General features: G+C 57.2%; 7 protein-coding genes. 2 read left to right on the forward strand and 5 right to left on the reverse strand.

Features of this window, described 5'->3' with window-relative positions:
* The first annotated feature begins 281 nt into the window (after positions 1–281).
* Together FHR27_RS07945 and FHR27_RS26865 are read left to right on the forward strand one after the other, a co-directional pair.
* Positions 282–1,499, forward strand: coding sequence for a glycosyltransferase family 4 protein (locus tag FHR27_RS07945; RefSeq protein ID WP_179538250.1), 1,218 nt, complete (start codon positions 282–284; stop codon positions 1,497–1,499).
* A 113-nt stretch (positions 1,500–1,612) separates the two neighbouring features.
* Positions 1,613–7,807: a calcium-binding protein gene (locus tag FHR27_RS26865; RefSeq protein ID WP_306456079.1), complete on the forward strand. Its 6,195-nt coding sequence runs from the start codon at positions 1,613–1,615 to the stop codon at positions 7,805–7,807.
* Positions 7,808–7,951: 144 nt separating this feature from the next.
* On the opposite strand, the gene FHR27_RS26870 is transcribed toward FHR27_RS26865, so the two are convergent.
* The 5 genes from FHR27_RS26870 to FHR27_RS08055 form a co-directional block, all read right to left on the reverse strand.
* Complete coding sequence (locus tag FHR27_RS26870; protein ID WP_179538251.1) at positions 7,952–16,450, reverse strand: calcium-binding protein; 8,499 nt, start codon at positions 16,448–16,450, stop codon at positions 7,952–7,954.
* Positions 16,451–16,479: 29 nt separating this feature from the next.
* Positions 16,480–16,950: a hypothetical protein gene (locus FHR27_RS08040; RefSeq protein WP_139207528.1), complete on the reverse strand. Its 471-nt coding sequence runs from the start codon at positions 16,948–16,950 to the stop codon at positions 16,480–16,482.
* 20 nt (positions 16,951–16,970) lie between these two features.
* Positions 16,971–18,386 carry an HlyD family type I secretion periplasmic adaptor subunit gene (locus FHR27_RS08045; protein ID WP_179538252.1) on the reverse strand — a complete coding sequence of 472 codons (1,416 nt, stop codon included), beginning with the start codon at positions 18,384–18,386 and terminating at the stop codon, positions 16,971–16,973.
* Between the two features lie 57 nt (positions 18,387–18,443).
* Positions 18,444–20,594 (reverse strand): type I secretion system permease/ATPase, encoded by a 2,151-nt coding sequence (locus FHR27_RS08050; protein ID WP_179538253.1) that lies wholly within the window; start codon positions 20,592–20,594, stop codon positions 18,444–18,446.
* Between the two features lie 205 nt (positions 20,595–20,799).
* Entirely contained in the window at positions 20,800–22,227 is a 1,428-nt protein-coding gene (locus FHR27_RS08055) for a TolC family outer membrane protein (RefSeq protein WP_373565117.1), read from the reverse strand.
* Positions 22,228–22,409 lie beyond the last annotated feature (182 nt).

Raw genomic sequence — 22,409 nt, forward strand, 5'->3', positions numbered from 1 at the left:
CGCGCTGTCCATCCAGCATCGCCGCCTGGCAGTTCCAGGATGGCGGCTCCATACAGGGTTAAGCGACCGCCCTACAGCCGCTGGCGTGGCGCCAGCCACCAACTATTCTTCACGTAATCGTGAACCGTATCACGCTCCCACCTTCCTTAGACTCATGTCTCGGGTACATCCTTCTCGAAATGGCGCAATGCCATCGGAGCGCCTGGAAAGCGGCCCTGGCAGGCGCTTTCCAGACCTGCCCCATAGGGACATGGACGAAACTGCAAAGGAGTTGCTGCGCGATGCGCGTGCTTTTCATACACCAGAATTTCCCTGGACAATTCCGGCATATCGCCTTGAATCTGGCCGCTCGTGCCGACACCGAGGTTCTGGCCATCGGTCGCGAGCAGGCACCTGGGCTACCGGGCGTAAAGCTGCTGCGCTACACGCCCCATCGCAAGGCAAGCCCGCAGACGCACCCTTACGTACGCAGCTTCGAAGACGGTGTGTTGCACGGCCAGCAGGTGCTGCGCCTGCTGCTGGACCTAAAGGGCAAGGGCTATCGACCGGATGTGGTGATCGCGCACCCTGGCTGGGGTGAAAGCCTGTTCGTCAAGGAGGCCTTCCCTTCGGCGCGATTGATCCACTTCTGCGAGTACTACTATCAGGCCCGTGGCGCGGATGCCGGGTTCGACCCCGAGTTTCCCTTCGACACCAATGGCGCCGCGAGCATCCGCAGCCGCAACGCCCTGCACCTGCTCAATCTGGAAAACTGCGACCAGGCCATTACCCCGACACACTGGCAGCGCAGCCTGCACCCCGCGGCGTACCGTGATGGGATTCAGGTGATCCACGAGGGCATCGACCTAGCCGGCCTTGCCAGCGATCCCGAAGCCACGCTGGAGCTGCCCACGGGGCAAGTGCTGAAGGCCGGGCAACCCATCCTGACCTATGTGGCACGCAACCTTGAACCCTATAGGGGCTTCCACAGTTTCATGCGTGCTTTGCCACATATCCTCGAGGCACATCCAAGCTGCCAAGTAGTGGTGGTAGGTGGTGACGACGTCAGTTATGGCAGCCGGCCGAAGGACTCAGCCAACTGGCGCAGCAAGCTACTGGCAGAAAACCCGTTCGACAGGTCGCGGGTACATTTCCTCGGCAAGCTGCCCTACTCCACCTACAAGCGGGTACTGCAGGTATCCGCCGCCCACGTCTACCTCACCTACCCCTTCGTGCTGTCCTGGTCGCTGCTGGAAGCGATGGCCAGCGGCTGCCTGATCATCGGCTCAGACACCGCGCCAGTGCGTGAGGTGATCGAAGACGGACATAACGGTGTGCTGGTGGATTTCTTCGACAGCGGACAAATCGCCGAAAATGCCCTGCTGGCCCTGACGCAGCCTGAACGCTTCGAGCCTATCAGGCGGCAGGCGGCGATCAGCGCCCGAGAGTACTCGACCGAAAACGGTGTCGCCGGATACCTGAAGGTGCTGGGCATCGACCTGGCCGTGATACCCGCCTGAACGCATTGGAGGCGGTGAACCTCCCTTTTTCAAACCACGCCCGTGCATCTGGCTGACATACCGGTCAGGGTCGCGAGCGTGTTCGCTTGTGGTGATCCATCAAAGGAGTGGGTATGGATATTCAAGGCACGAACGGTAACGACACCCTGATCGGCAGCGACGTAGCAGACCAGATTTCCGGCCTGGGAGGTGATGACCTTCTGATTGGCGGAGCTGGTTCTGACACGCTGTCAGGTGGCTTGGGCAACGACACTCTGCGGGGCGGCCAGGGAGCGGATACCTATCGCTTCAGTCGCGGTGGCGGGCGCGACGTGATCGACGACGCGGGGGATGACGGCTTCATCAATCGTCTCGAATTCGACGCTGGCATCATGCCGGAGGATGTCAGTTGCCGGCGTATCGATAATGACCTGGTACTGAGCCTTGTTAACTCGAATGACCAGGTCGTTGTGCGCAATTACTTTTCCAACACAAGCCTGCCGGAAATCGCGGAAATCATCTTTGCCAACGGCCCTCATTGGTCACCTTACGAAGTACGGATGAGAGTGGAGAACGCCCCTCAGGGGGCGCTCATGGTCGGTACCTCTGGAGCGGATGTATTGCTCGGTGGTGCCACAGCAGACACTCTGGACGGTGGTGCTGGCGATGACCTGCTCAACGGCGGCAGCGGCGATGACCTGCTGCTAGGCGGTGACGGCAACGACACGCTGGTAAGCGGCCTTGGATTCGACACCCTGATAGGTGGCCAAGGCAATGATATTTATCGTCTGGCAGCCGACTGGGGCCAGGTACTCATCAACGAGCAGGCCAGTGGTGGCTTCGATGTAATCGAGCTATTCAATGTGTCGTCGATCAGCATGCAGCTGCAGAGAGTTGGCAATGACCTGATTTTGCTCCGACGAGATACAAGCGACAGAGTCACTATCAGCAACTATTTCAGCACAAGCGCTGACGGCCAAAGTGCCATTGAAGAGATTCGTTTCTCCGACCAGAGCTGGAACCGTACCCACGTTCTCAATCTACTGAGCGTTGGCACGCCCTACAACGACAACCTGACAGGCACCGATGCACCAGACTATCTGTTCGCAGGCATGGGCGACGATCAGCTCTCTGGCCTGGGCGGCAACGACCGCCTGGAAGGCGGCGCAGGTAATGACACGCTGTACGGTGGTGCGGGCGACGACACACTGATCGGTGGCGATGGTGACGACTGGCTCGATGGCGGCGAAGGCCACAACCAGCTCATCGGCGGGATGGGTAATGACACCTACGTAGTCGACCAACCCTCCAGTTTCATTCAGGAAGATGCTGACGGCGGTATCGATACGGTACGCAGCAGCACGCACCACTGGCTCAATTACGCCCTCGAAAACCTGATACTGACCGGCAGCGCGAATAGCGACGGTTTCGGCAATGACCTGAATAACGAAGTAACCGGCAATGCCGGCAACAACTACCTAGAGGGTAGAGAGGGCAACGACCTCATCAACGGTATGGACGGTAACGACGTCCTGCTAGGAGGCATGGGTAACGACAACCTCTATGGCGGCGCAGGCAACGATAACCTCAACGGCGGCGACGGCGACGACTGGCTCGATGGCGGCGAAGGCTATGACCAGCTAATCGGTGGCATGGGTAATGACACCTACGTAATGGGTCGAAACTACACCTCCATTATCGAGAATGATAACGGCGGGATCGATACAGTACGCAGCAGCATGACCCACATGCTTGGTTACGCTCTCGAAAATCTTGTCCTTACCGGCAGTGCCCATATCGATGGCAACGGCAACGAGCTGGACAACGAACTCACTGGTAATACCGGCAATAACCGCCTCAAGGGCGAGGCCGGTAACGACCGCCTCTATGGTCTGGACGGCAATGACACACTGGAAGGCAGCGTGGGCAACGACAGCCTTTACGGTGGCTCAGGCGACGACGAACTGATCGGCGGTGATGGTGACGACTGGCTCGATGGCGGAGACGGTTTCAATCGACTGGTTGGCGGGATGGGTAATGACACCTATGTCATTGACCAAAACAAATCCTCGATTTACGAAACACCCGACGGCGGGCTGGACACAGTGCGCAGCAGCATCACCTTCGGCCTGGGTTATGCCCTTGAAAACCTGGTTCTTACCGGTACCGAGCATATCGACGGTTTTGGTAACGAGCTGAACAATGAGGTCATCGGCAATGCGGGCAACAACAAGCTCGAAGGCGGAGCTGGCAATGACTACCTCGACGGTGGCGCCGGTAACGACCAGCTCAGCGGAGGCGCTGGCAACGACACTTACTTCTTCAGCCGAGGCTGGGGGCAGGACACCATCGCCGATAACGGCAATGGGCTGGATGTCATTCGGTTCGCTGCCGGAATCATGCCAAGCGATATCCAGGCGCTGCATCGGAGCGGAGACCTGATTCTCAACCTTAAAGGTTCGACAGACTCCATCCGCGTGGTCGGCTACTTCCTCAACAACGGCACGGGCAGCAATGCCATCGAAGAGATCCGCTTCGCCAATGGCCAGCTCTGGAGCTTTGGTCAAGTGCATGCCTTGGCGCTGCGAGGGGAGAACGGAGATGATCTGCTCAACGGCTTCAACACCGCCGATACGCTGGATGGGGGAGCAGGAAACGACACCCTCAACGGCGCGGAAGGTAACGACCTGTTATATGGCGGCGACGGCAACGACGTACTGAACGGCGGTACCGGCAACGACACCATGCGCGGCGGCTTCGGTAACGACACCTATGTGGTCGACTCGCTTGGCGATGTGATCCTGGAAAACTCCAACGAGGGTATCGACACCATCGAGTCCAGCATCAGCATTCCCAGTCCGCTCAGCGCCAATATCGAGAACCTGCGTCTGACTGGCAATGGCAACCTGACCGGCATCGGCAACTCCGCGAACAATCTGATCACCGGCAATCAGGGCGCCAACTACCTGGTCGGCAATGCCGGCAACGACACGCTGAGTGGCGAAGGTGGCAATGACACCCTCGAAGGCGGCATCGGCAATGATGTTTACCGCTTCGCCCGAGGCTGGGGCGCCGATACGGTGCAGAACTACGAGTCACTCTCGAACGGTCTGGATGCCATCGAGTTCGCTGCGGACATCCAGCCAGGCGACATCCGCGCCTCACGAAGCGGAAGCAACCTGGTGCTGAGCCTCAATGGCAGCAGTGACCGCATCACTGTCACCAACTACTTCCAGAACGACGGCGCCACCTCCTATGCGGTGGACGAGATCCGCTTCGCCAACGGTACCCGCTGGAGCATCTCGACAATCAAGGCGATGGTCCTGCTGGGCACTAGCGGTAACGACACGCTAACCGGCTACGCCAGCGCCGATAGCATCATCGGCGGCGCCGGCAACGACAGCATTATCGGTGGCAGTGGCAACGATACGCTCGATGGTGGCAGCGGAAACGATTCGATCGCTGGTGGTTTCGGCGATGATCGCTTGGTGGGCGGTACGGGCAACGACCAGCTGCTAGGTGGCTCAGGTAATGACCTCTACACCTTCGCCCGGGGCTGGGGTCAGGATGTGATCTTGGACACCGAGGGTGCACTGGATGTAATCGATTTCGCGGCGGGGATCACGCCCGACGATATCACCGTCAGCCATGACGGTGACGACCTGCTGCTGAAACTGCTGGGCAGCACCGACAGCATCCGGGTCGTGGGCTACTTCGGTACCGAAGGCACTGCCGCCGTGGAGCAGGTCCGCTTCGTCGACGGCACCCAGTGGCTGCCAGAGCAGCTCCGATCGCAAGTGCTGCAGGGCGATGCCGGTAACGACAGTCTGATTGGGTTCGCCAGTGCCGACGTGCTCATGGGCCAGGCCGGCAACGATAGCCTGTCCGGCCTGGCAGGCAATGACACGCTGTACGGCGGTGCAGGGAACGACCTGCTGGACGGTGGAGATGGCGATGACCTGCTGAGTGGCGATACTGGCGCCGATACGCTGATCGGTGGCGCAGGCGATGACCGCTACTGGGTGGATGCCGATGACGTGGTGATCGAAGCCATGGATAGCGGTACAGACACGATCGAGTCACGCGCCTCTTGGATTTTGGGCGACAACATCGAAAACCTGATTCTCAGCGGGCCAGCGGTAGAAGGCATCGGCAATGCGCTGAACAACGACATCCAAGGTGGCTACGGCAACAACCTGTTGCGCGGTGAAGCCGGTGATGATCGTCTCAACGGCGGGCTTGGCAACGACACCCTGGTGGGCGGTACGGGCAACGATACATACGTATTCGACAACTACTGGGGACAGGACGTCATCCACAACCAGGACGATGGTGTCGGCAAGCACGACGTCATCGAGTTCGCGGCCTTCAACCCCGAGCACATCAGCTTCCGCCGTGTCGCTGACAACCTGGTATTCAGCCGCAATAACACTCAAGACACACTCACCGTCATCGACTTCTTCCAGGGCGATGGCACGGGCCCGGCCTCCATCGAGGAAGTCCGCTTTGGCAATGGCGTCGTCTGGACCGGCGACTATATCCGCAACAGCACGCTGCAGAGTTCTTCCGGCAACGATACCCTGCGGGGCTTCTCCACCAATGACGGCATCGCCGGGGATGACGGCCATGATGAACTGTACGGCCTGGGCGGCGATGACACCCTCGACGGCGGTGCAGGTGATGACAGGCTGTTTGGCGGCGCTGGGAACGACCGCCTGCTGGGTGGCCTGGGCAATGACAGCATGGAAGGCGGAACCGGTGATGACATCTACCAGGTCGACTCCCTGGACGATGCAGTGATCGAGAACCCGGATGCGGGCATCGACACCATCGAATCCAGCGTAAGCCTGACCCTCGGTAGCAATATCGAGAACCTGCTGCTCACCGGTACCACGGCCATCAACGGCACAGGCAATACGCTGGACAACCTGCTCATCGGCAACGAGGCAGCTAACCTGCTCAGCGGCGGCGCGGGTGCTGATCGCCTGATCGGTGGCGCCGGCAACGATACACTCAGCGGTGGAGCGGGCAACGACATCTATGTGTTCGAGCGAGGCTGGGGTCAAGACACGCTGAACAACTTCGACTCCAGCGCCGGTAAGCGCGACACCATCGAGTTTGGCATGGGGATATCTCCCAGCGACATCGGCGTCCGAAAGTCTGGGTCAGATCTGCAATTGACGCTCAAAGGCAGCGATGACCGAATCACTATCACCAATGCGCTCGTCCTCGGCTGGAACGCTACTTACGTTGTGAATGAAGTCCGTTTCGCCGACGGCACCGTTTGGAACGCCGAGCAGTTACGCACCCAGTCGATGCAAGGCGGTGATGGAAACGATTGGCTGGGCGGATACAATTTTGATGACCTGATTGTCGGCGGCCTAGGTAACGATTCGCTGGGAGGCCTGGGCGGCAACGACACCCTCGATGGCGGGCCTGGCAACGATAACCTGCAGGGCGGTTACGGCAACGATGTCTACCTCTTTACCCGCGGCTGGGGCCAGGACACCATCGCCGACGTGGATGTGGCGTCCGGCAGTGCCGACGCCATTGTCTTCGGTGAAGGGATTACACCCGAGGACATCGTATTCAGCCATGCGGATGGCAATCTCAACCTCCAGCTCAGAGGCTCGACCGACAGCATCAGCGTGTACGGCTACTTCCGTTTCAACACTCACGTGATCGAGGAAATACGCTTCGCTGATGGCAGTGTCGTGACCTACCAGCAACTCCATCAGTCATTCCTGACCGGGGGTGATGGCAACGATGTCCGAACCGGCTTCCCTCTGAACGATCTGCTCTCGGGCGGCCTTGGCAATGACAGCCTACGTGGTGTTAACGGCAACGACACTTTGCTGGGCGGCGCGGGAGACGACTGGCTGCATGGAGGATTCGGTGATGACCTGCTTCAGGGCGGTACCGGAAACGATACCCTCCTAGGTGGAGCCGGTTCTGACACCTACCTGTTTGGCCGCGGTGATGGTCAAGACAGGATCGACAACTCCGAAGCGACTGCCGATAGTCTGGACACTCTGTCGTTCAGCGAGGGCATATCAGCAGAGCAACTCTGGTTCCGCCAGAGCGGCAACAACCTGGATGTCAGTCTGGTCGGTGGCAGTGAGCGGATCACCATCGCGAACTGGTACAAAGGGAGCGCCTATCAGCTCGACCAGTTCAAGTCTGCCGATGGCAAGACCTTGCTGGACGGCCAAGTACAAGGGCTGGTGGATGCGATGGCCGCGTTCGGCGTACCAGCGGGGGCTGAGGGTAATCTCACTACGGCCCAACGAGATGAGCTCAATCTGGTGATCGCTGCCAACTGGCAGTGATCGAGTGAATGGCTTGGCGAGCAATTCGCCAAGCCAACACAAGAGGCCGTCTAAGTTTTTGAACAACTAGGCCGCTAAATTCCCAAGCGAAATAGAAAAAGGGCCGTAGCCCCTGCCAAAGCAGGAGCTACAGCCCTTTTTGGTTTACTGCCAGTTAGCAGCTATAGCGACATTGAGTTGATCTCTCTGAGCTTGCGTCAGATTGATCTCGCCTCCAGCGGGTGCGCCGAAGGCAGCCATGGCGTTGACGAGGTTATCGACCTGGTTGGCGTACAGAGAAGAACTGCCGGCTTGAATGACATCCAGACGCTGTGCCGAATCTGCATACCAATCCTGTACGGTGACGCTGTCACCTGAGCCGCGTACATCGACCACCAGGTTATTACCCTGGCGCGACAACCAGAGGTTATCTCGTGTGATGCCTTCGATGCTCAGAATGTCGTTGTCAGCAGGCGTATTGGAGAGGTTATTTATCACATCCTGGCCATCCCCAGCAGCGAAGTAGTAAGTATCACCTCCATCACCACCGAGCAGGTAATCATTGCCCTTTCCACCACGGAGCTTGTCATTGCCAGCGCCACCGTCGATGAGATCGGCATCGGACGAGCCAAGAATATTTTGATCTCCGGCCTGCCCAGCTAGAACCGTTCCGAAGGCACGCTCGTCAGGAACACCCTGATAGTTCGGCGAGCCTTTGGTATCCGGGTTGCTCAAACCAAACGCGCCGAACAGCTGAGCAGCGGTCAATTGGCCGCCCGAAGCGAAGCTGATTACGTCGACCACATGATCGCCACCCAAGAACCAGTTTTTCAGCGTGACTTGGTCGCTACCGCCGCTGACCTTAAGCACCAGATCGTTACCACTTTTCATCAGACCGCTGGAGACCTGGTTGAACGTAATGCCATCGAAACGCAAGGTGTCGAAGCCACCACCGATGTTGTCGATAACGTCCTGCCCACCGCCCGCCGCGAACACATAAGTATCATCGCCACGGCCGCCAACTAGCGTGTCATTACCAGTGCCACCGCTGAGGGTATCGTTACCGTTGCCACCTTCAAGGCGATCATTACCAGCAGCACCAGAGAGCTGATCATTGCCGTTAAAACCTTGCAGCAAATCACGCTGAGCAGTGCCATTCAGTGCCGCATCATTACCACCGGTGCCCTGCACTACACTGTCAAACGCAGCCGCAGACGCTGCAGGTACAGCAAGGCCAAAAGCTCCGAAGATCTGCGCCGCAGTCAACTGCCCGCCTGTATCGAAGCTGATGGTTTCAACCAAGTTATCACCACCCAGGAAGAAGTCTTTTAGGGTCACTTGGTTGGTGGAGCTGCCATTTACCTTCAGGACGAGGTCGTTACCCGACTTACCCAGGCCAGAAGCCACCTGGTTAAAGGTAATTCCATTGGCGAAGCGCAGAGTGTCGATGCCGCCGAGCTCTTCAAGCACATCCTGGCCAGCTGTGTAGATATAGGTGTCGTCACCAACACCACCCAGCAGCCGGTCGTTACCCGCCCCGCCATTGAGGGTGTCCTTACCAGCACCACCAATTAGCACATCATTGGCAGCAGTTCCGGTGAGGACATCATCACCACCAACGCCTGCAACCGGAGGCTGATCGCCGCCGCCTGGATTGGTGCCGCTGTCACCTGGCTCTTCACCATTACCAGGGCCTTCACCATCGCCCGGCTCGCCGGTGCCACCGCCGGGCATAGCTGTTAGCAGACCAGCAATCTGGGCGGTGGTGATGTAGTTACCACCATCGGGCTGAATGTAATCAATGGCGAAATCGCCACCGAGGAAGTGATCGGTAACTTTCAACTGCTGCTGGATATCGCCGTCCACCAGAACCAGCAGATCGTTACCCTCACGATGGAAACTCAATCGAGTTCGCGCGATACCGATGAAAAATGCACCGTCGAAACCACCGCCGCTGTTGTCGATGACATCGACACCGCCACCAGCACGGTAGTAGTACTGATCGTCGCCAGCGCCACCGGCCAGCCGGTCATTGCCATCCTCTCCATCGAGCACGTCGTTGCCATTACCGCCAATCAGTATGTCGCTACCCGAACCACTCTGCGATCCGTTGCCACCGGAAAGGTAGTCGTTGCCATCGCCGCCTTCGAGCTGGTCATCACCACCCATGCCAAATAAGGTGTCATTGCCAGCCAGACCGCGGAGTAAATCTTTACCTTGTCCGCCAGCGAGTTGCTCGCCCGTGGCTGTACCCTCAACCAGAGTTTCGAAACCACCCGGGATGTTTGCGGCTGCCACGATCTGCGCAATGCGAGCGGCATTGATCATGAAGCCGCCATCAGGCTGCACATAGCTGATGGCTTTGTCGCCACCCAAGAAATGACCTAGCACTCGTACTGACTGCTCAGCGTCCTCATCCACAAGGATCAGGAGATCATTGCCGTCACGTTTGAACGTTAGGCGCGCCTCGTCGATACCACCGCTGAAGAACACACCATCATTGCCACCACCGGTATTGTCGATCGTGTCTGAACCGCCGCCAGGGAAGTAAACGTACTTATCGTCTCCAACACCTCCGGCCAACAGATCATCACCTGCACCGCCCATTAGTTGATCGTTTCCGGCGCCGCCAAAGATGGTGTCGTTACCAGCCTCGCCATCCAAGTAGTCGTTGCCGTTTTCACCATGCATCGCGTCGTCGCCAGCGCGGCCCCATGCTTGGTCGTCACCGGCGCCGAGCCGCATGGTGTCGTTGAGGTCGCGATAACCGATAAAGCTATCCGCAGTAGCGGTGCCGTGCCAGATCACCTGGCCTTCGACTTCAGCCTGACTCAGTTCGCTACCATCGGCGAATACGAAATACTCCAGTTTGAAGTGATCATTGGGCTCCTTAAACCAGTTCTGTACCGTGATCGAGTCAGTGCCGTTGGCATGCTCGATAACCATGTCCAGACCACGGCGGTGGAAACTCAGATCACTGGCCGAAATACCTTCACCGAAGCTCAAGGTATCGGCAGTCGGCTCAATGTTGCTGTAGGCCTCATTGGCACGACGCTCAATCAGCAGGTCATGGCCATCGCCCAGATTGAAGATGTAGGTGTCCTCACCGAACGAGCCGTAGATGGTGTCGTTACCCGTGCCACCTTCGATGATATTGCTGCCCTGATTCCAGGCATTGCTGTATGCCTCAATTAGATCATCACCAGCACCGCCTTGCAGGGTGTCGAAGCCTTGGCCCTTGATGGTGTCGTGACCCTCCCCGCCAGCTAGCAGGCCTCTGCCTTCCAGATAGTCATTCCCGGAACCGCCATCGAGCACCCCATCGCCATAAAGATGGTCATCACCGGAATCACCATGGAGTTGGTCATAACCGCCGCCGCCATGGAGGGTGTCGTTGCCGTCACCACCGTGGAGCTCGTCATCGCCCCAGTCGCCATTCAGGGTATCGTCGCCAGCATCACCGAATAACCGGTCGTTACCCTCACCGCCGTTGAGAATATCGTCGCCGTCCTGCCCGTAGATTGTGTCGTTACCATTCTGGCCATGAACGGTGTCGTCGGCAGCTCCGGCATGTATCAGATCGTCGTCGGCATGACCGAAGATCGTGTCCGAAGCCTCTGTTCCGGCAATAGCCATCTGTTTGATCTGGGTGTAATCCCAACGCAGACCGTCGGAGAAGATGATGGCCTCTACCGCAGTTGCTCCCGACATTCCCGCCTGATCGGAAAACTGGCCAAGGATCCGCAGTTCGTCGCCGGTGGCCGCCCGAGTGATCACTAAATCAAAATCATCGCGGCGTAGCAGCAAGTCGGTCGCCAGCGCGTCATCAAAATGGAGAGTGTCAGCACCAGCGCTGTCCACTACCACATCATTGCCACTGCCACCGATAAAGGTGTAAATGTCGTCGCCATCACCACCCTCAAGGCGATCGCTGCCGACACCACCATTGATAATGTCGTTGCCAGCGCCACCGAGCAGCGTGTCATCACCCAAGCCACCGTAAATCTCGTCGTCGCCTGCTCCGGCATCAATGAAATCATTGCCGTCCAGCCCGAGCACTACATCATCGGAAGCATAGGCATATATGATGTCCGCGAGATTCGTACCTTTGAGGGTGAGCTGGTACAGATGAGCTGCTCCCAAAAGAGCAGGCAGATTGCCGTCCAGATGCAAGTCGATGGTCGTGCGTGGCATTTCCCCTTGGTAGAAACCCTCCAGCGTCAGTTGATCGGAATTACCGATAAAGCTGATCTGCAGGTCGCTGCCGACCTTCCTGAAGATTACCTCCCTCTCGGCCGTATCTGGCAGTTTTAGCGTTAGACCAGAAGTATAATCATCGTTGATCCTGTCCTGGCCATCGCCGGCACGGAAGACATAGGTGTTGGCTCCGCTCCCCCCACTGAGCAAATCGTCGCCAGTGCCGCCTGCTAGTACGTCGTTCCCCTCACCGCCCCAGAGTTTGTCGTCGCCTTCGTTACCGGACAGAATGTCGTTGCCGACCTCGCCATACAGCAAGTCATTTCCTTGGCCGCCATCTATTACGTCGTTACCTGCTGCGCCGTAAACAGTATCGTCGCCCGCCTGAGCCGAGATGACGTCGTCGCTTGCATAGCCACGCAGGTGATTACTTGCGTTGGTGCCGGTGATAGCCATCGCCTTGACCTGAGCAATGCTCCAAGCCGTGCCGTCGGAAAAGCGAACTTGTTCAATCCGGTAGTTGCTCTGACCATCGGCTTGGAAGAAATTGAGAACGGTAATGCGATCGGCGCTGTCTGCCAAAGACAGCACCAAATTGTCGCTGCTCCGGGTAACAGTGATGTCCGTCGGTGCGATACCTTCCGAGAAGACAATGGCATCTAGTTTTGCAGCATCTGTGTCGTAGTTCTCTAGGGTGTCCTGGCCCCAGCCGGGAGCAAACTTATATAGATCGGAGCCAGCACCACCAACTAAATAGTCACTACCTTCGCCACCATCCAGAACGTCGTCGCCAGCACCGCCGTAGATTTGGTCGTTACCCTCGTTCCCAATCAGAGAATCATTGCCAGCCTCGCCATAAATCCAGTCATCACCGCCGCCAGCTGCGATCGTGTCGTTGGAAGCATAGCCACGCAGATTGTCGTTCCCTGAAGTGCCTTGGACGGCCAGGGATTTAACTGTATCTACAGTCCAGATGGTACCGTCCTCGAAGCGTATTTCCTCTAGCCGCGAAGAGCTGGCGCCGTCCTGATTGAAATAGCTGCGAACTGTGATGCTGTTGCTAGAGCCCGCAAGGGTGAGGATTAGATCAGAGTTGTTGCGGGTAATTAAGATGTCGCCACTAGTGATGCCACTACCAAACTCGATCGCGTCGATCTTTGTCTCGGAGGAATCGTAGTTGTCGAGGATGTCCTGTCCCCAGCTACGCTCGAACCGGTAGACGTCCGAACCTGAACCGCCATTGAGCGTGTCATTGCCAGCCCCGCCGATAAGTACGTCATCGCCAGCACCGCCATTAAGCGTATCGTTGCCTTCGCCGCCGTCGATAGTGTCGTTGCCGCCAAGTGCGTCAATACGATCATTACCGGCGCCGCTAGAAATCGAATCGTCAGTTGCGTACCCCGTCAGCGTGTCGTTGCCGGTTGTACCTAGGATCGCCAACTCTTTGACCTGTGTGATCGACCACTGCGAGCCATCGGCGAATCGGATTTCCTCGAGTTTATAGGCACTGGCACCATCGTTATCGAAGTAATTCCGTACAGTGATCTTGTCCGCGGTGCCCTTGTAACTGAGAATCAGGTCGGAGCCGCTACGGGTGATGGCGATATCGGCCTTGGCGATGCCTTGTCCGAACACAATGGCATCGGTCTTCTCAATGCCAGTGTCATAATTGTTAATGACGTCCTGGCCCCAGCCGAGCTCAAAACGGTAAACGTCCGAACCTAACCCCCCATTGAGCGTGTCATTACCTACGCCGCCGTCGAGAGTGTCGTTGCCGCCAAGTGTGTCAATGCGATCATTACCGGCGCCGCTAGAAATGGAGTCGTCCGTTGCGTACCCCGTCAGCGTGTCATTGCCGGTTGTACCTAGGATAGCCAACTCTTTGACCTGCGTGATAGTCCACTGCGAGCCATCGGCGAATCGGATTTCTTCGAGTTTATAGGCACTAGCACCATCGCTATCGAAGTAATTCCGAACAGTGATCTTGTCCGCGGCGCCCCTATAACTGAGAATCAGGTCGGAGCCGCTACGGGTGATGGCGATATCGGCCTTGGCGATGCCTTGTCCGAATACGATGGCATCAGTTTTCTCAGTGCCGGTGTCGTAATTGTTAATGACGTCCTGGCCCCAACCGAGTTCAAAACGGTAGACGTCGGTGCCGGCCCCACCAGTAATCTGGTCATCGCCTGCGTCACCGGAAAGTATGTCATTACCTGCGCCGCCAAAGATCAGGTCGTTACCACCCTGCCCTGATAGTGTGTCAGAACCAGAATAGCCATAAAGACGATCGGCGCTTTCAGACGCTACTTGCACTAACGCCTTGATGGTAGAGATATCAAGGATTGTTCCGTCTTTTTCCAAGCCAATGTAATCAAGCGCGTATCCACCTTCCGCATCGTTCTGGAAATAACTCTGGACGGTCAATGTCCGCCCGGTTTCTTTCACCGTGACAATGAGGTCATCATTGAAGCGGGTGATGGCCAAATCCGCTAACGCATAATCTTCAATGATTAGCTTGTCTACATTACCAACTTGGTTATCCCAGTTATTGATAATGGTATTGCCGTTGCCGGCAGCGAAAATATAGAAATCGTTACCAGTACCACCTGACAGCACACTCGCGCCATCTCCAGCGAACATAGTATCGTCTCCATCCTCTCCATAGAGAGAGTTCGCGCCACTACCAGCAATTAGTACGTCGTTTCCGCGGCCGCCATAGAGATTATCTCGCCCCTCACCGCCGAATAGATTGTCATCTCCGTCCTCGCCATACAACGTGTTATTTCCTTGATTACCAAGTAGGAAATCATCACCGGCACCGCCATAAAGGGTATCGTCGCCTTCGTTGCCGTGGATAAGATCGTTACCGGCGCCCGCCTTTATCACGTCGTTACCGGAATACCCTCGAATGACATCAGAACCGCCGGTGCCAAGGATGGTATCGTCACCGACCCGAATCACCTGATAGAGAGTGTGTCGGTCAGAAGCGCTGAGGTGAGTTGCACTTATCTCTAGGGCTGCTAGGAACTGGGTTCTGGCAGAAGGATCGTACGGATTTAGGCCGGTCGCAATGTCGATGGCATCATTGAGGTCAGCGATAACCGTTGCATCCCCCTGACTGATACGAAGGGCATACTTCGAAGCTAGGTAGGTGAAGTCAAAGATTCGGGTATTGTCTTGAATCGTAGACGAAACTAGCGCGAAATCGCCACGCGCTTTGCTCGACGTCATCAACTGTGAGTAAATGGACTGCTCCAGTTGCTCATAGACTGTGCGCAAGTTTTGCGCGTAGAGACCGGAGGGGTTTTCCTGAAGCGCAGGGAAGCCCCAGAACGACTCCAAAACTCCAAGTTGGCGAGCGTCAATTTCAGAGCCACGGCTATTGGGCGGCGTATCCGCCTGGCCTGCCCACAGATACAAAATCTGTCCAACGAGAGCCTTTCGAGAGGACGGGTTTGTTTCCTGATTGAATGCATCTACGAGGCTTTTCAATTGTCCAGAAGCATCAAGCGACATCGCTTGGTGCAATGAATACGTATTCCCATAGCCTACGGCATTAGGCAAAGCCAGGATGTCAGCTGGCAGTGGGATACCTTCTCCGGTGTGAATTTCAATAGGAACAGTATCGGTGCGGTCAGAATTAAACCAAAGGGTATTAGCTAGCCCCTTCGACTGATCCGCGTAAGTAACCTCACCAAACTCGCGGTGTTCTACGCCATTGGCATCGAGCTTAGGTGCCACCTGATACTGGGTAGAAATTGACTCAATCCCGAGCGAGGTCAGGGTGTGCAGCTCCGCTTCAGTGGAAATGCCATCGCTGTTGCCGTCGATCCACACCCGCAGTTCCGAGAAAACTTCGTCGGCCGCAGAGAGCATACCGTCCTTATTTTCGTCGAGATCCGCAAGAGCTTCGAAACCGTTGAAGGCGAACGAGCCATCAGTCAATTTCGTCTCAGTGCCGAATAACTCGGCACCACCATCGATCTTCCCATTATCGTTACGATCGAGCACTAGCAAGCCATCACTAGGAGCAACCCAACTGGTACTTTCAGCGAATCCGCTGTTATCTAGGTCAAAGTGAACGCCGTGATCCTTGTGTAGCGTTGAAATTGAGCCGTTGCGGTCAATATCGATGGAAAGCGGATCGCGAGGAGGCTCCGGCGGCGCGGGAGGCGGCGGCGGAGGCGGAGTCTCATTTTCAGGAGGCGTATCCGGGGTCGGTAGCGACTCAGGGTCTCCCATCATCTCGCGCTCAAGTCTCTCTAAGTCATCATGAGCACCTAACTTACGGGTATCGTCGACTACCTTGTCCCAAAACCCGTCAGGCAGCAGGCTACCGCCTGGCAAAACATCTGCCAGATCGTCGATTACATCGGCAGCGTTGCCTGGATTCTCATTAGTGTAAGGCTGACTACCGCCCTCTATCGCTTCTTTTCCAGCATCCACCGCACGCTTGATGGTACCCATCATTGCCTCCATTCAAAGATATAAAAAATTTAGTTCGAGTGAAGTATTTCCAGTACTTCTGCTCGTTGCGCGCTGGGCTTAATCTTGTTTAGTGACTGGGCAAACTCAACGCTGTTTTTCCCATTCGCCCACGGACGGGAACCGCTAATCCGTTTAGACGGGTTTGCGCCAACCTTTAGTAGGAAGCGCAAGAGCTCCGGCTCAGCTGTAAGCACTGAAACATTGATCGGTGACATCCCTGCACTGTCGGGCTGGTCAACTGAACAGCCGTGTTCCACGAATGCAGATATCAGAGCTTGGACTTCTTGCCTGTCGGAGTCTGGAAGGTCATAAGCTGATGCAGTCAACGCAATGGTCGGTTCTCTTCGCCCTTCATGAGTAACGTAGCAATCTCCGTTACCCGCAGCAGCCCGTATAGCTGAAAGATCATCAGCATGGGCAGAACTCGCACCGAGCAGCAGTATTGAAAAAAAATCTAATGCAAGTAGTTTACTTCTCATAAGTTCACCATTGATTAATATCAGCGTTCAGATAGACCTTCATTCAGATGTTGCTGCAGGGGACTAAGGAAGTATTCGATCACCGCCCTTTTTTCGGTTTTGACCTCCGCCCGCACAGCCATACCCGGTGATAGCGATATATTTTTACCCCCTATCTGGATTGTATTTTTCTTCAGCTGTATCCGTGCGCTGTAAATTAAACCGAGCTTCTCATCTTCAATCGCATCACTGGATACGCTAACTACAGTCCCATCGACCACACCGTATTTTGTGAAGTTAAACGTCTCAACCTTCACTTCTACGGCCTGGCCAGGGCGTACGAAGCCGACGTCCTTGTTCTCCAGCATCGCTTCTACTTCTACTGGCTGATCACTTGGAACAATCACCATCAGCCGCTGGGCCTGAGTGACAACGCCACCCTGGGTATGAATCGCCAGTTGCTGGACAGTCCCGTCTACAGGTGCCGTGAGCTGTGTGAGCCGGTTACGTTGCTCTGCCTTTCTCAGTTCTTGAGTGAGGCTTGCAGCACGAACCTCCGCATCATTCTGCAGATCGAGCATCGCTCTGCGCGTTTGAGCCAAGACTCCGGTTCGTTGCTGCTGCGCAGCTTTCAAAGCAGCTTCCAGTTCGCTGATTCGTGCTTTTTGCTGGGTCAGCTCACGCTCCTGATCCAAGAGAATCTGCTCTTTCTCCAGGTAGGCGTGCTTGGCAACAAATTGCTTGTCGAGCAGGCCACGGTAGTCGGCTGCGAGCTCACGGGAGATAGGAAGCGTTTTACTGAGTGCGGTGATAGAGGCTCGGATAGAGCGTATTTCAGCCTCGCGCTGCTCGATCTGGGCATCGCTTTGGTCAAGGGCTGCACGCAGTTCGAGATACTGACCTTGCACCCACCGCTGCAAACTTTCTTGCTGCGAGGGAGTGGCGTTCGCAATAAAACCGGAAACAGATGCTGGCTCGGTCTTATCCTTTATTGCCTGCAAGAGCAGCTGTGCGCGGGCGCTATCGACCTGGGCGGCGAGTAGCTCACTGTGAAGCCTCTCGACATCCGCACCAGTGATCTGGCTATCGAGTTCAACGAGCAGCTCACCCGCCTTCACCTGCTGGCCATCATGCACATAGATGGCCTTTACGACGGCGACCTCATTGGGCTGGATCACCTTGGTCTTACCGCTTGGCACTATCTTGCCAGTCGCAGTAGCCACGACGTCGATCTCGCCGACACAGGCCCAGACCAACGCGAGCGCCGCGAAAATCATGATCGTCCACTGAATGTAACGTGGCGCTGGGTGCACGGGCTTTTCCTGTAAAGCCAATGCGGCAGGCAGGAACTGGATTTCGTGATTCAGCCGGGGAGGCGCGTCCATCGCCTTACGGTTACTCCATGAGTGCCGCCAGGCGCTGCGGTAACGACTCATCAACTCACGTTTAGCACCCATGGCTGTCATCCTTTGCCGATTGCAATGGGTATGCTGCACGCACGACTATCTCTGTATTCATGCCACATCCCCCTGCTGCAACCGATGCAGACGTGAGTAGTGCCCCGCCTGGTGGGTCAGCAACTCGGAGTGACTGCCCTGCTCCACGATCTGGCCACGATCCATGACCACGATGCGGTTCGCATCGCGCACAGCGGATAGCCGGTGAGCAATGATGATCACCGTCCGTCCCTTGCAGATGGCCTGCATGTTTTGCTGGATGACCCGTTCGGATTCGTAGTCGAGGGCACTGGTGGCCTCGTCGAAAATCAGGATGCGCGGGTTGCCGATCAGTGCTCGGGCGATAGCCACTCGCTGCCTTTGACCACCCGACAGCGAGGCGCCGTGCTCGCCGACGACGGTGTCGTAGCCTTCCGGCAACTCGAGGATGAAGTCATGGGCCCCCGCCATCTTGGCGGCCTGCATCACGGCTTCGATCGGCGCACCGGGATCCGTCAGGGCGATGTTTTCACGAATGCTGCGGGCGAAGAGCATGTTGTCCTGCAGCACCACACCAATCTGCCTGCGCAGAGACGACACATCTGCCAACGCGAGATCCATGCCGTCGACCAGAACACGGCCCCGCTCTGGGGTATACAGGCGCTGCAACAAGCGTGTCAGCGTGCTCTTGCCCGAGCCGGAGCGGCCCACGACTCCGATTACCTCACCCGCCTGGATCTTCAGGCTGACTCCACGCAGCACTTCGGAACCATCCGGCCGGTAGCGGAACTGTACCTGATCGAATTCGACATCCCCCTTGAGCGGCGGTAAGGCGCTGCGCGAGGCCTGGGACATTTCCGTACGGCTGTTGAGAATATCGCCAAGGCGCTGAACGGATACGCCCGTCTGCTGGAAGTTCGTCCACAGTTGAGCAAGGCGCATGATCGGCTGCGACACCCGGCCGGCCAGCATGTTGAAAGCGATCAACTGGCCAACACTCAGCTGCCCATCGATCACCAAACGGGCGCCCAGCCACAAGGTCGCCACCGTCACCAGCTTGCCAATCAGGCCGACGCTTTCGTTGGCCAGGTTCGACAGGTTCTGGGTCTTGAAGCTTGCTGCCACGTAACCGGCGAGCTGGTTATCCCACTTGCGGTTGATCTGCGGCTCGACCGCCATGGACTTGAGTGTGTCGATACCGTTGACGGTTTCCACCAGAAACGCCTGGTTCTCCGCACCTCGGGTGAAACTTTCGTTCAGCCGCGCGCGAAGTACCGGCGTAATCAGCAGCGAAACGATGAAGTACAGCGGCAGCGACAGGATCACCACCAGAGTCAGCCAGCCGCTGTACATGAACATCACGGCGATAAAGACCACCGAGAACAGGACGTCCAGCACGAGCGTGATCGCGTTACCGGTCAGGAAGCTGCGGATGTTCTCCAGCTCGCGAACCCGGGCGACCGAGTCACCCACCCTGCGCGCCTGGAAGTAGGACAAGGGCAGCGTGACCAGATGGCGGAACAGCCGTGACCCGAGCTCCACATCGATTCGGCTGGCCGTGTGGGCGAAGACATAGCTACGCAGCCCTGACAGCAGCGTCTCGAAAATCATGATGCCAAGCAGGCCGATGGCAATCACGTCGAGGGTGGTCAGGCCGCGGTGCACCAGTACCTTGTCCATGACCACCTGAAAGAACAGTGGCGTCAGCAACGCGAATATCTGCAGCACGAAGGAGACGAGCAGCACCTCGCCGAGCAGCTTGCGGTATTTGACGATCGCCGGAATGAACCAGGTGAAGTCGAAGCGCGATAGCTCGCCGCTCATCGAGGCCTCGGAGCGGATCAGCAGCAGATCCCCCGTCCAGCGAGCCTCCAGGTCTTCCAGGGTGAGCACTTCAGGACGCTGCGCACGAGGGTCGTGGATCAGCGCCTTGCCTTCATCCATCCGCGCGATGATGAAAAAACGGCCCTCAGTGTCGACGGCTATGGCCGGCAGCGGCGTCTGCGTCAGTCGCGAAAGCGAACTGCGTGCGGACTTCGCTTTAAGGCCGAGCTTTTTCGCAGCCAGCAGGATTTCTGGGCGACCAAACAGTCGACCATCTTCGGCGTATTCGTGGGTGAGTTGTTCAGGGGAAGCGGCAACGTTGTGAAAACGCGCCAACATGACCAGGCAGGCAAGGCCTGTGTCCAGCTCAGGGGCTGGCTCGGGAGCAGCTGAATCGTTCAGCATTTGTGCATCCGTGCATGTGGGATGGCGAAGCGCCATAGCTCATGCGGATTCTACTTAGGCGCCGCAATAGAGCAAGATGCCGAACACCAACTGGATCACAGAATTTTCAGTGCAGCTGCGTCGCCTGCAAAGAACCAGGGTAGAGGCGTCGCCCTGTTGATTTCCGCCTAGCGCGATGCCTGTCTCCAACTGCCCGAAAGGCGTATCAACGCTGATTCCCACCAGCGCTCGCTGCCGGCAGAAAATCGCGATCAGGATCGTAATCCGACTTCAGATAACCGGAGAATTCTTCGAGATCACCAACACCCAGAAGCCCCGCAGCCTGTTTGAGCTTGAAGTTATCGATGATGTAGTCATAGCGGAAATTGTTGTAGTCACGAACAGCCGCATACAGTTGGCGCTGGGCATTCAGCACATCTGCCATATTGCGAGTCCCTACCCGCAATCCGACCTCGTTAGCCTCCAGGGACATCCTGCCGGATTTGATGGCCTGTAGCCGTGCAGCAACCTGCTCCACGCCGGCGTTGATCGCCCGATGCGAGCTTCTCGTCACGAAAACGACCTCGCGCCTGGCGTTTTCGCGGTCATCCTCGCTCTTCGCCAGAAGCTCCACCGATTGCCGTACCTGGGAGCGAGTCATGCCGCCGCTGTAGAGGGGAATGTTCAACTCGATGCCGATGCTGCTTTGCGCCACGTCATCGCGGTAGTCGCTGCGGCCAAAGTCGGATGGGTTGTTGTAGCCGAAGCTGTCGTTGTCTCCTTTTCGGTAGGAGGCGACGACATCGACGGTGGGTGCAAACCCCGCCTTGCTTTGCCTGACCTTCTCTTCAGCGAAGCTGACCGCGTGGTTGCTCGCGAGCAGGTTGAGGTTCTGCCTGGTGGCCGAGTCGACCCATACCGCTGCATCATTGGGGAATGGCGGGTTTACCGGCATGGAATGATCTACGCCATCGATATAGGCATAGTCGCGCGTGGTCAGCCGGAACAGCACATCGAAGGCCTCATCGGCGTTACGTTGAAAGACCTTGCTGTTCGCCTTTGCCAAGTCATAGGCAGCCTGTGCGTCGAGCACATCGGTGATGCTCGCCACACCGCCCTCCAAACGTCCTTGAGCCTGTGCCTGCTGCTCCAGCAAGGCCGACTCTTCCGCACGGGAGGCAGCAAGGGCATCGAGCTGACGCAGCACTTCGAAATAGGCCTCGGCAACCCTCAGGATCAATGCCTGCTCCTTGGCTGCCAGCTCCATTTCCGCCTGGGCGACATCGGCCTGGGCAGCCTTGAGCTCGAACCAGCGATCGAGGCGAAACAGCGGCTGAGTAAGGCTTGCACGAAGTGTCGTGCCACTGCGGGAGCGAATCAGTTCCGGCTTGTCCCTGTCCAGCCGGGTCGACTCGCTGACCATCCCGGCAGTGATGCTCGGCAGCAACCCAGAACGCGCCTGAGGGGTCGCCTCGGTACGCGCCTGATACTCATGGCGTGCAGCCGACAGCTCCGCGTCGTTCAGTGCGGCCTGGGTGTACACCGACAGCAGACTGGCCCGGGTAGCGGACTGCCCTTCGCGGCTTTGTGCGTGGCCGACCATCGAAACCAGCAGCAAGGACATCAAGCCCGCGCGCGCAACGAAATATCTCATCAACGATCCTTGTCAAATTGCCATCATGAGCGGGCATGGTGGCGAATCCTAAGAGATCGGTGGATTACGTCAAGATGAAAAATCTCGAGTCAGGAGCTGGCTCAAGTTTATGGCCCGTTTTTTAAGCGCCTCAACGATTCGCAGAGGTCGTCCTATCGTATTGTCGAGGCATCTCCAGGTGC

Source organism: Pseudomonas flavescens (genome assembly GCF_013408425.1).
Lineage (GTDB): Bacteria > Pseudomonadota > Gammaproteobacteria > Pseudomonadales > Pseudomonadaceae > Aquipseudomonas > Aquipseudomonas fulva_A.

Coding starts and splice junctions, on each gene's coding strand:
- FHR27_RS07945 (WP_179538250.1), top strand. CDS start 282: ATGCGCGTGCTTTTCATACACCAGAATTTCCCTGGACAATTCCGGCAT.
- FHR27_RS26865 (WP_306456079.1), top strand. CDS start 1,613: ATGGATATTCAAGGCACGAACGGTAACGACACCCTGATCGGCAGCGAC.
- FHR27_RS26870 (WP_179538251.1), bottom strand. CDS start 16,450: ATGGGTACCATCAAGCGTGCGGTGGATGCTGGAAAAGAAGCGATAGAG.
- FHR27_RS08040 (WP_139207528.1), bottom strand. CDS start 16,950: ATGAGAAGTAAACTACTTGCATTAGATTTTTTTTCAATACTGCTGCTC.
- FHR27_RS08045 (WP_179538252.1), bottom strand. CDS start 18,386: ATGGGTGCTAAACGTGAGTTGATGAGTCGTTACCGCAGCGCCTGGCGG.
- FHR27_RS08050 (WP_179538253.1), bottom strand. CDS start 20,594: ATGCTGAACGATTCAGCTGCTCCCGAGCCAGCCCCTGAGCTGGACACA.
- FHR27_RS08055 (WP_373565117.1), bottom strand. CDS start 22,227: ATGAGATATTTCGTTGCGCGCGCGGGCTTGATGTCCTTGCTGCTGGTT.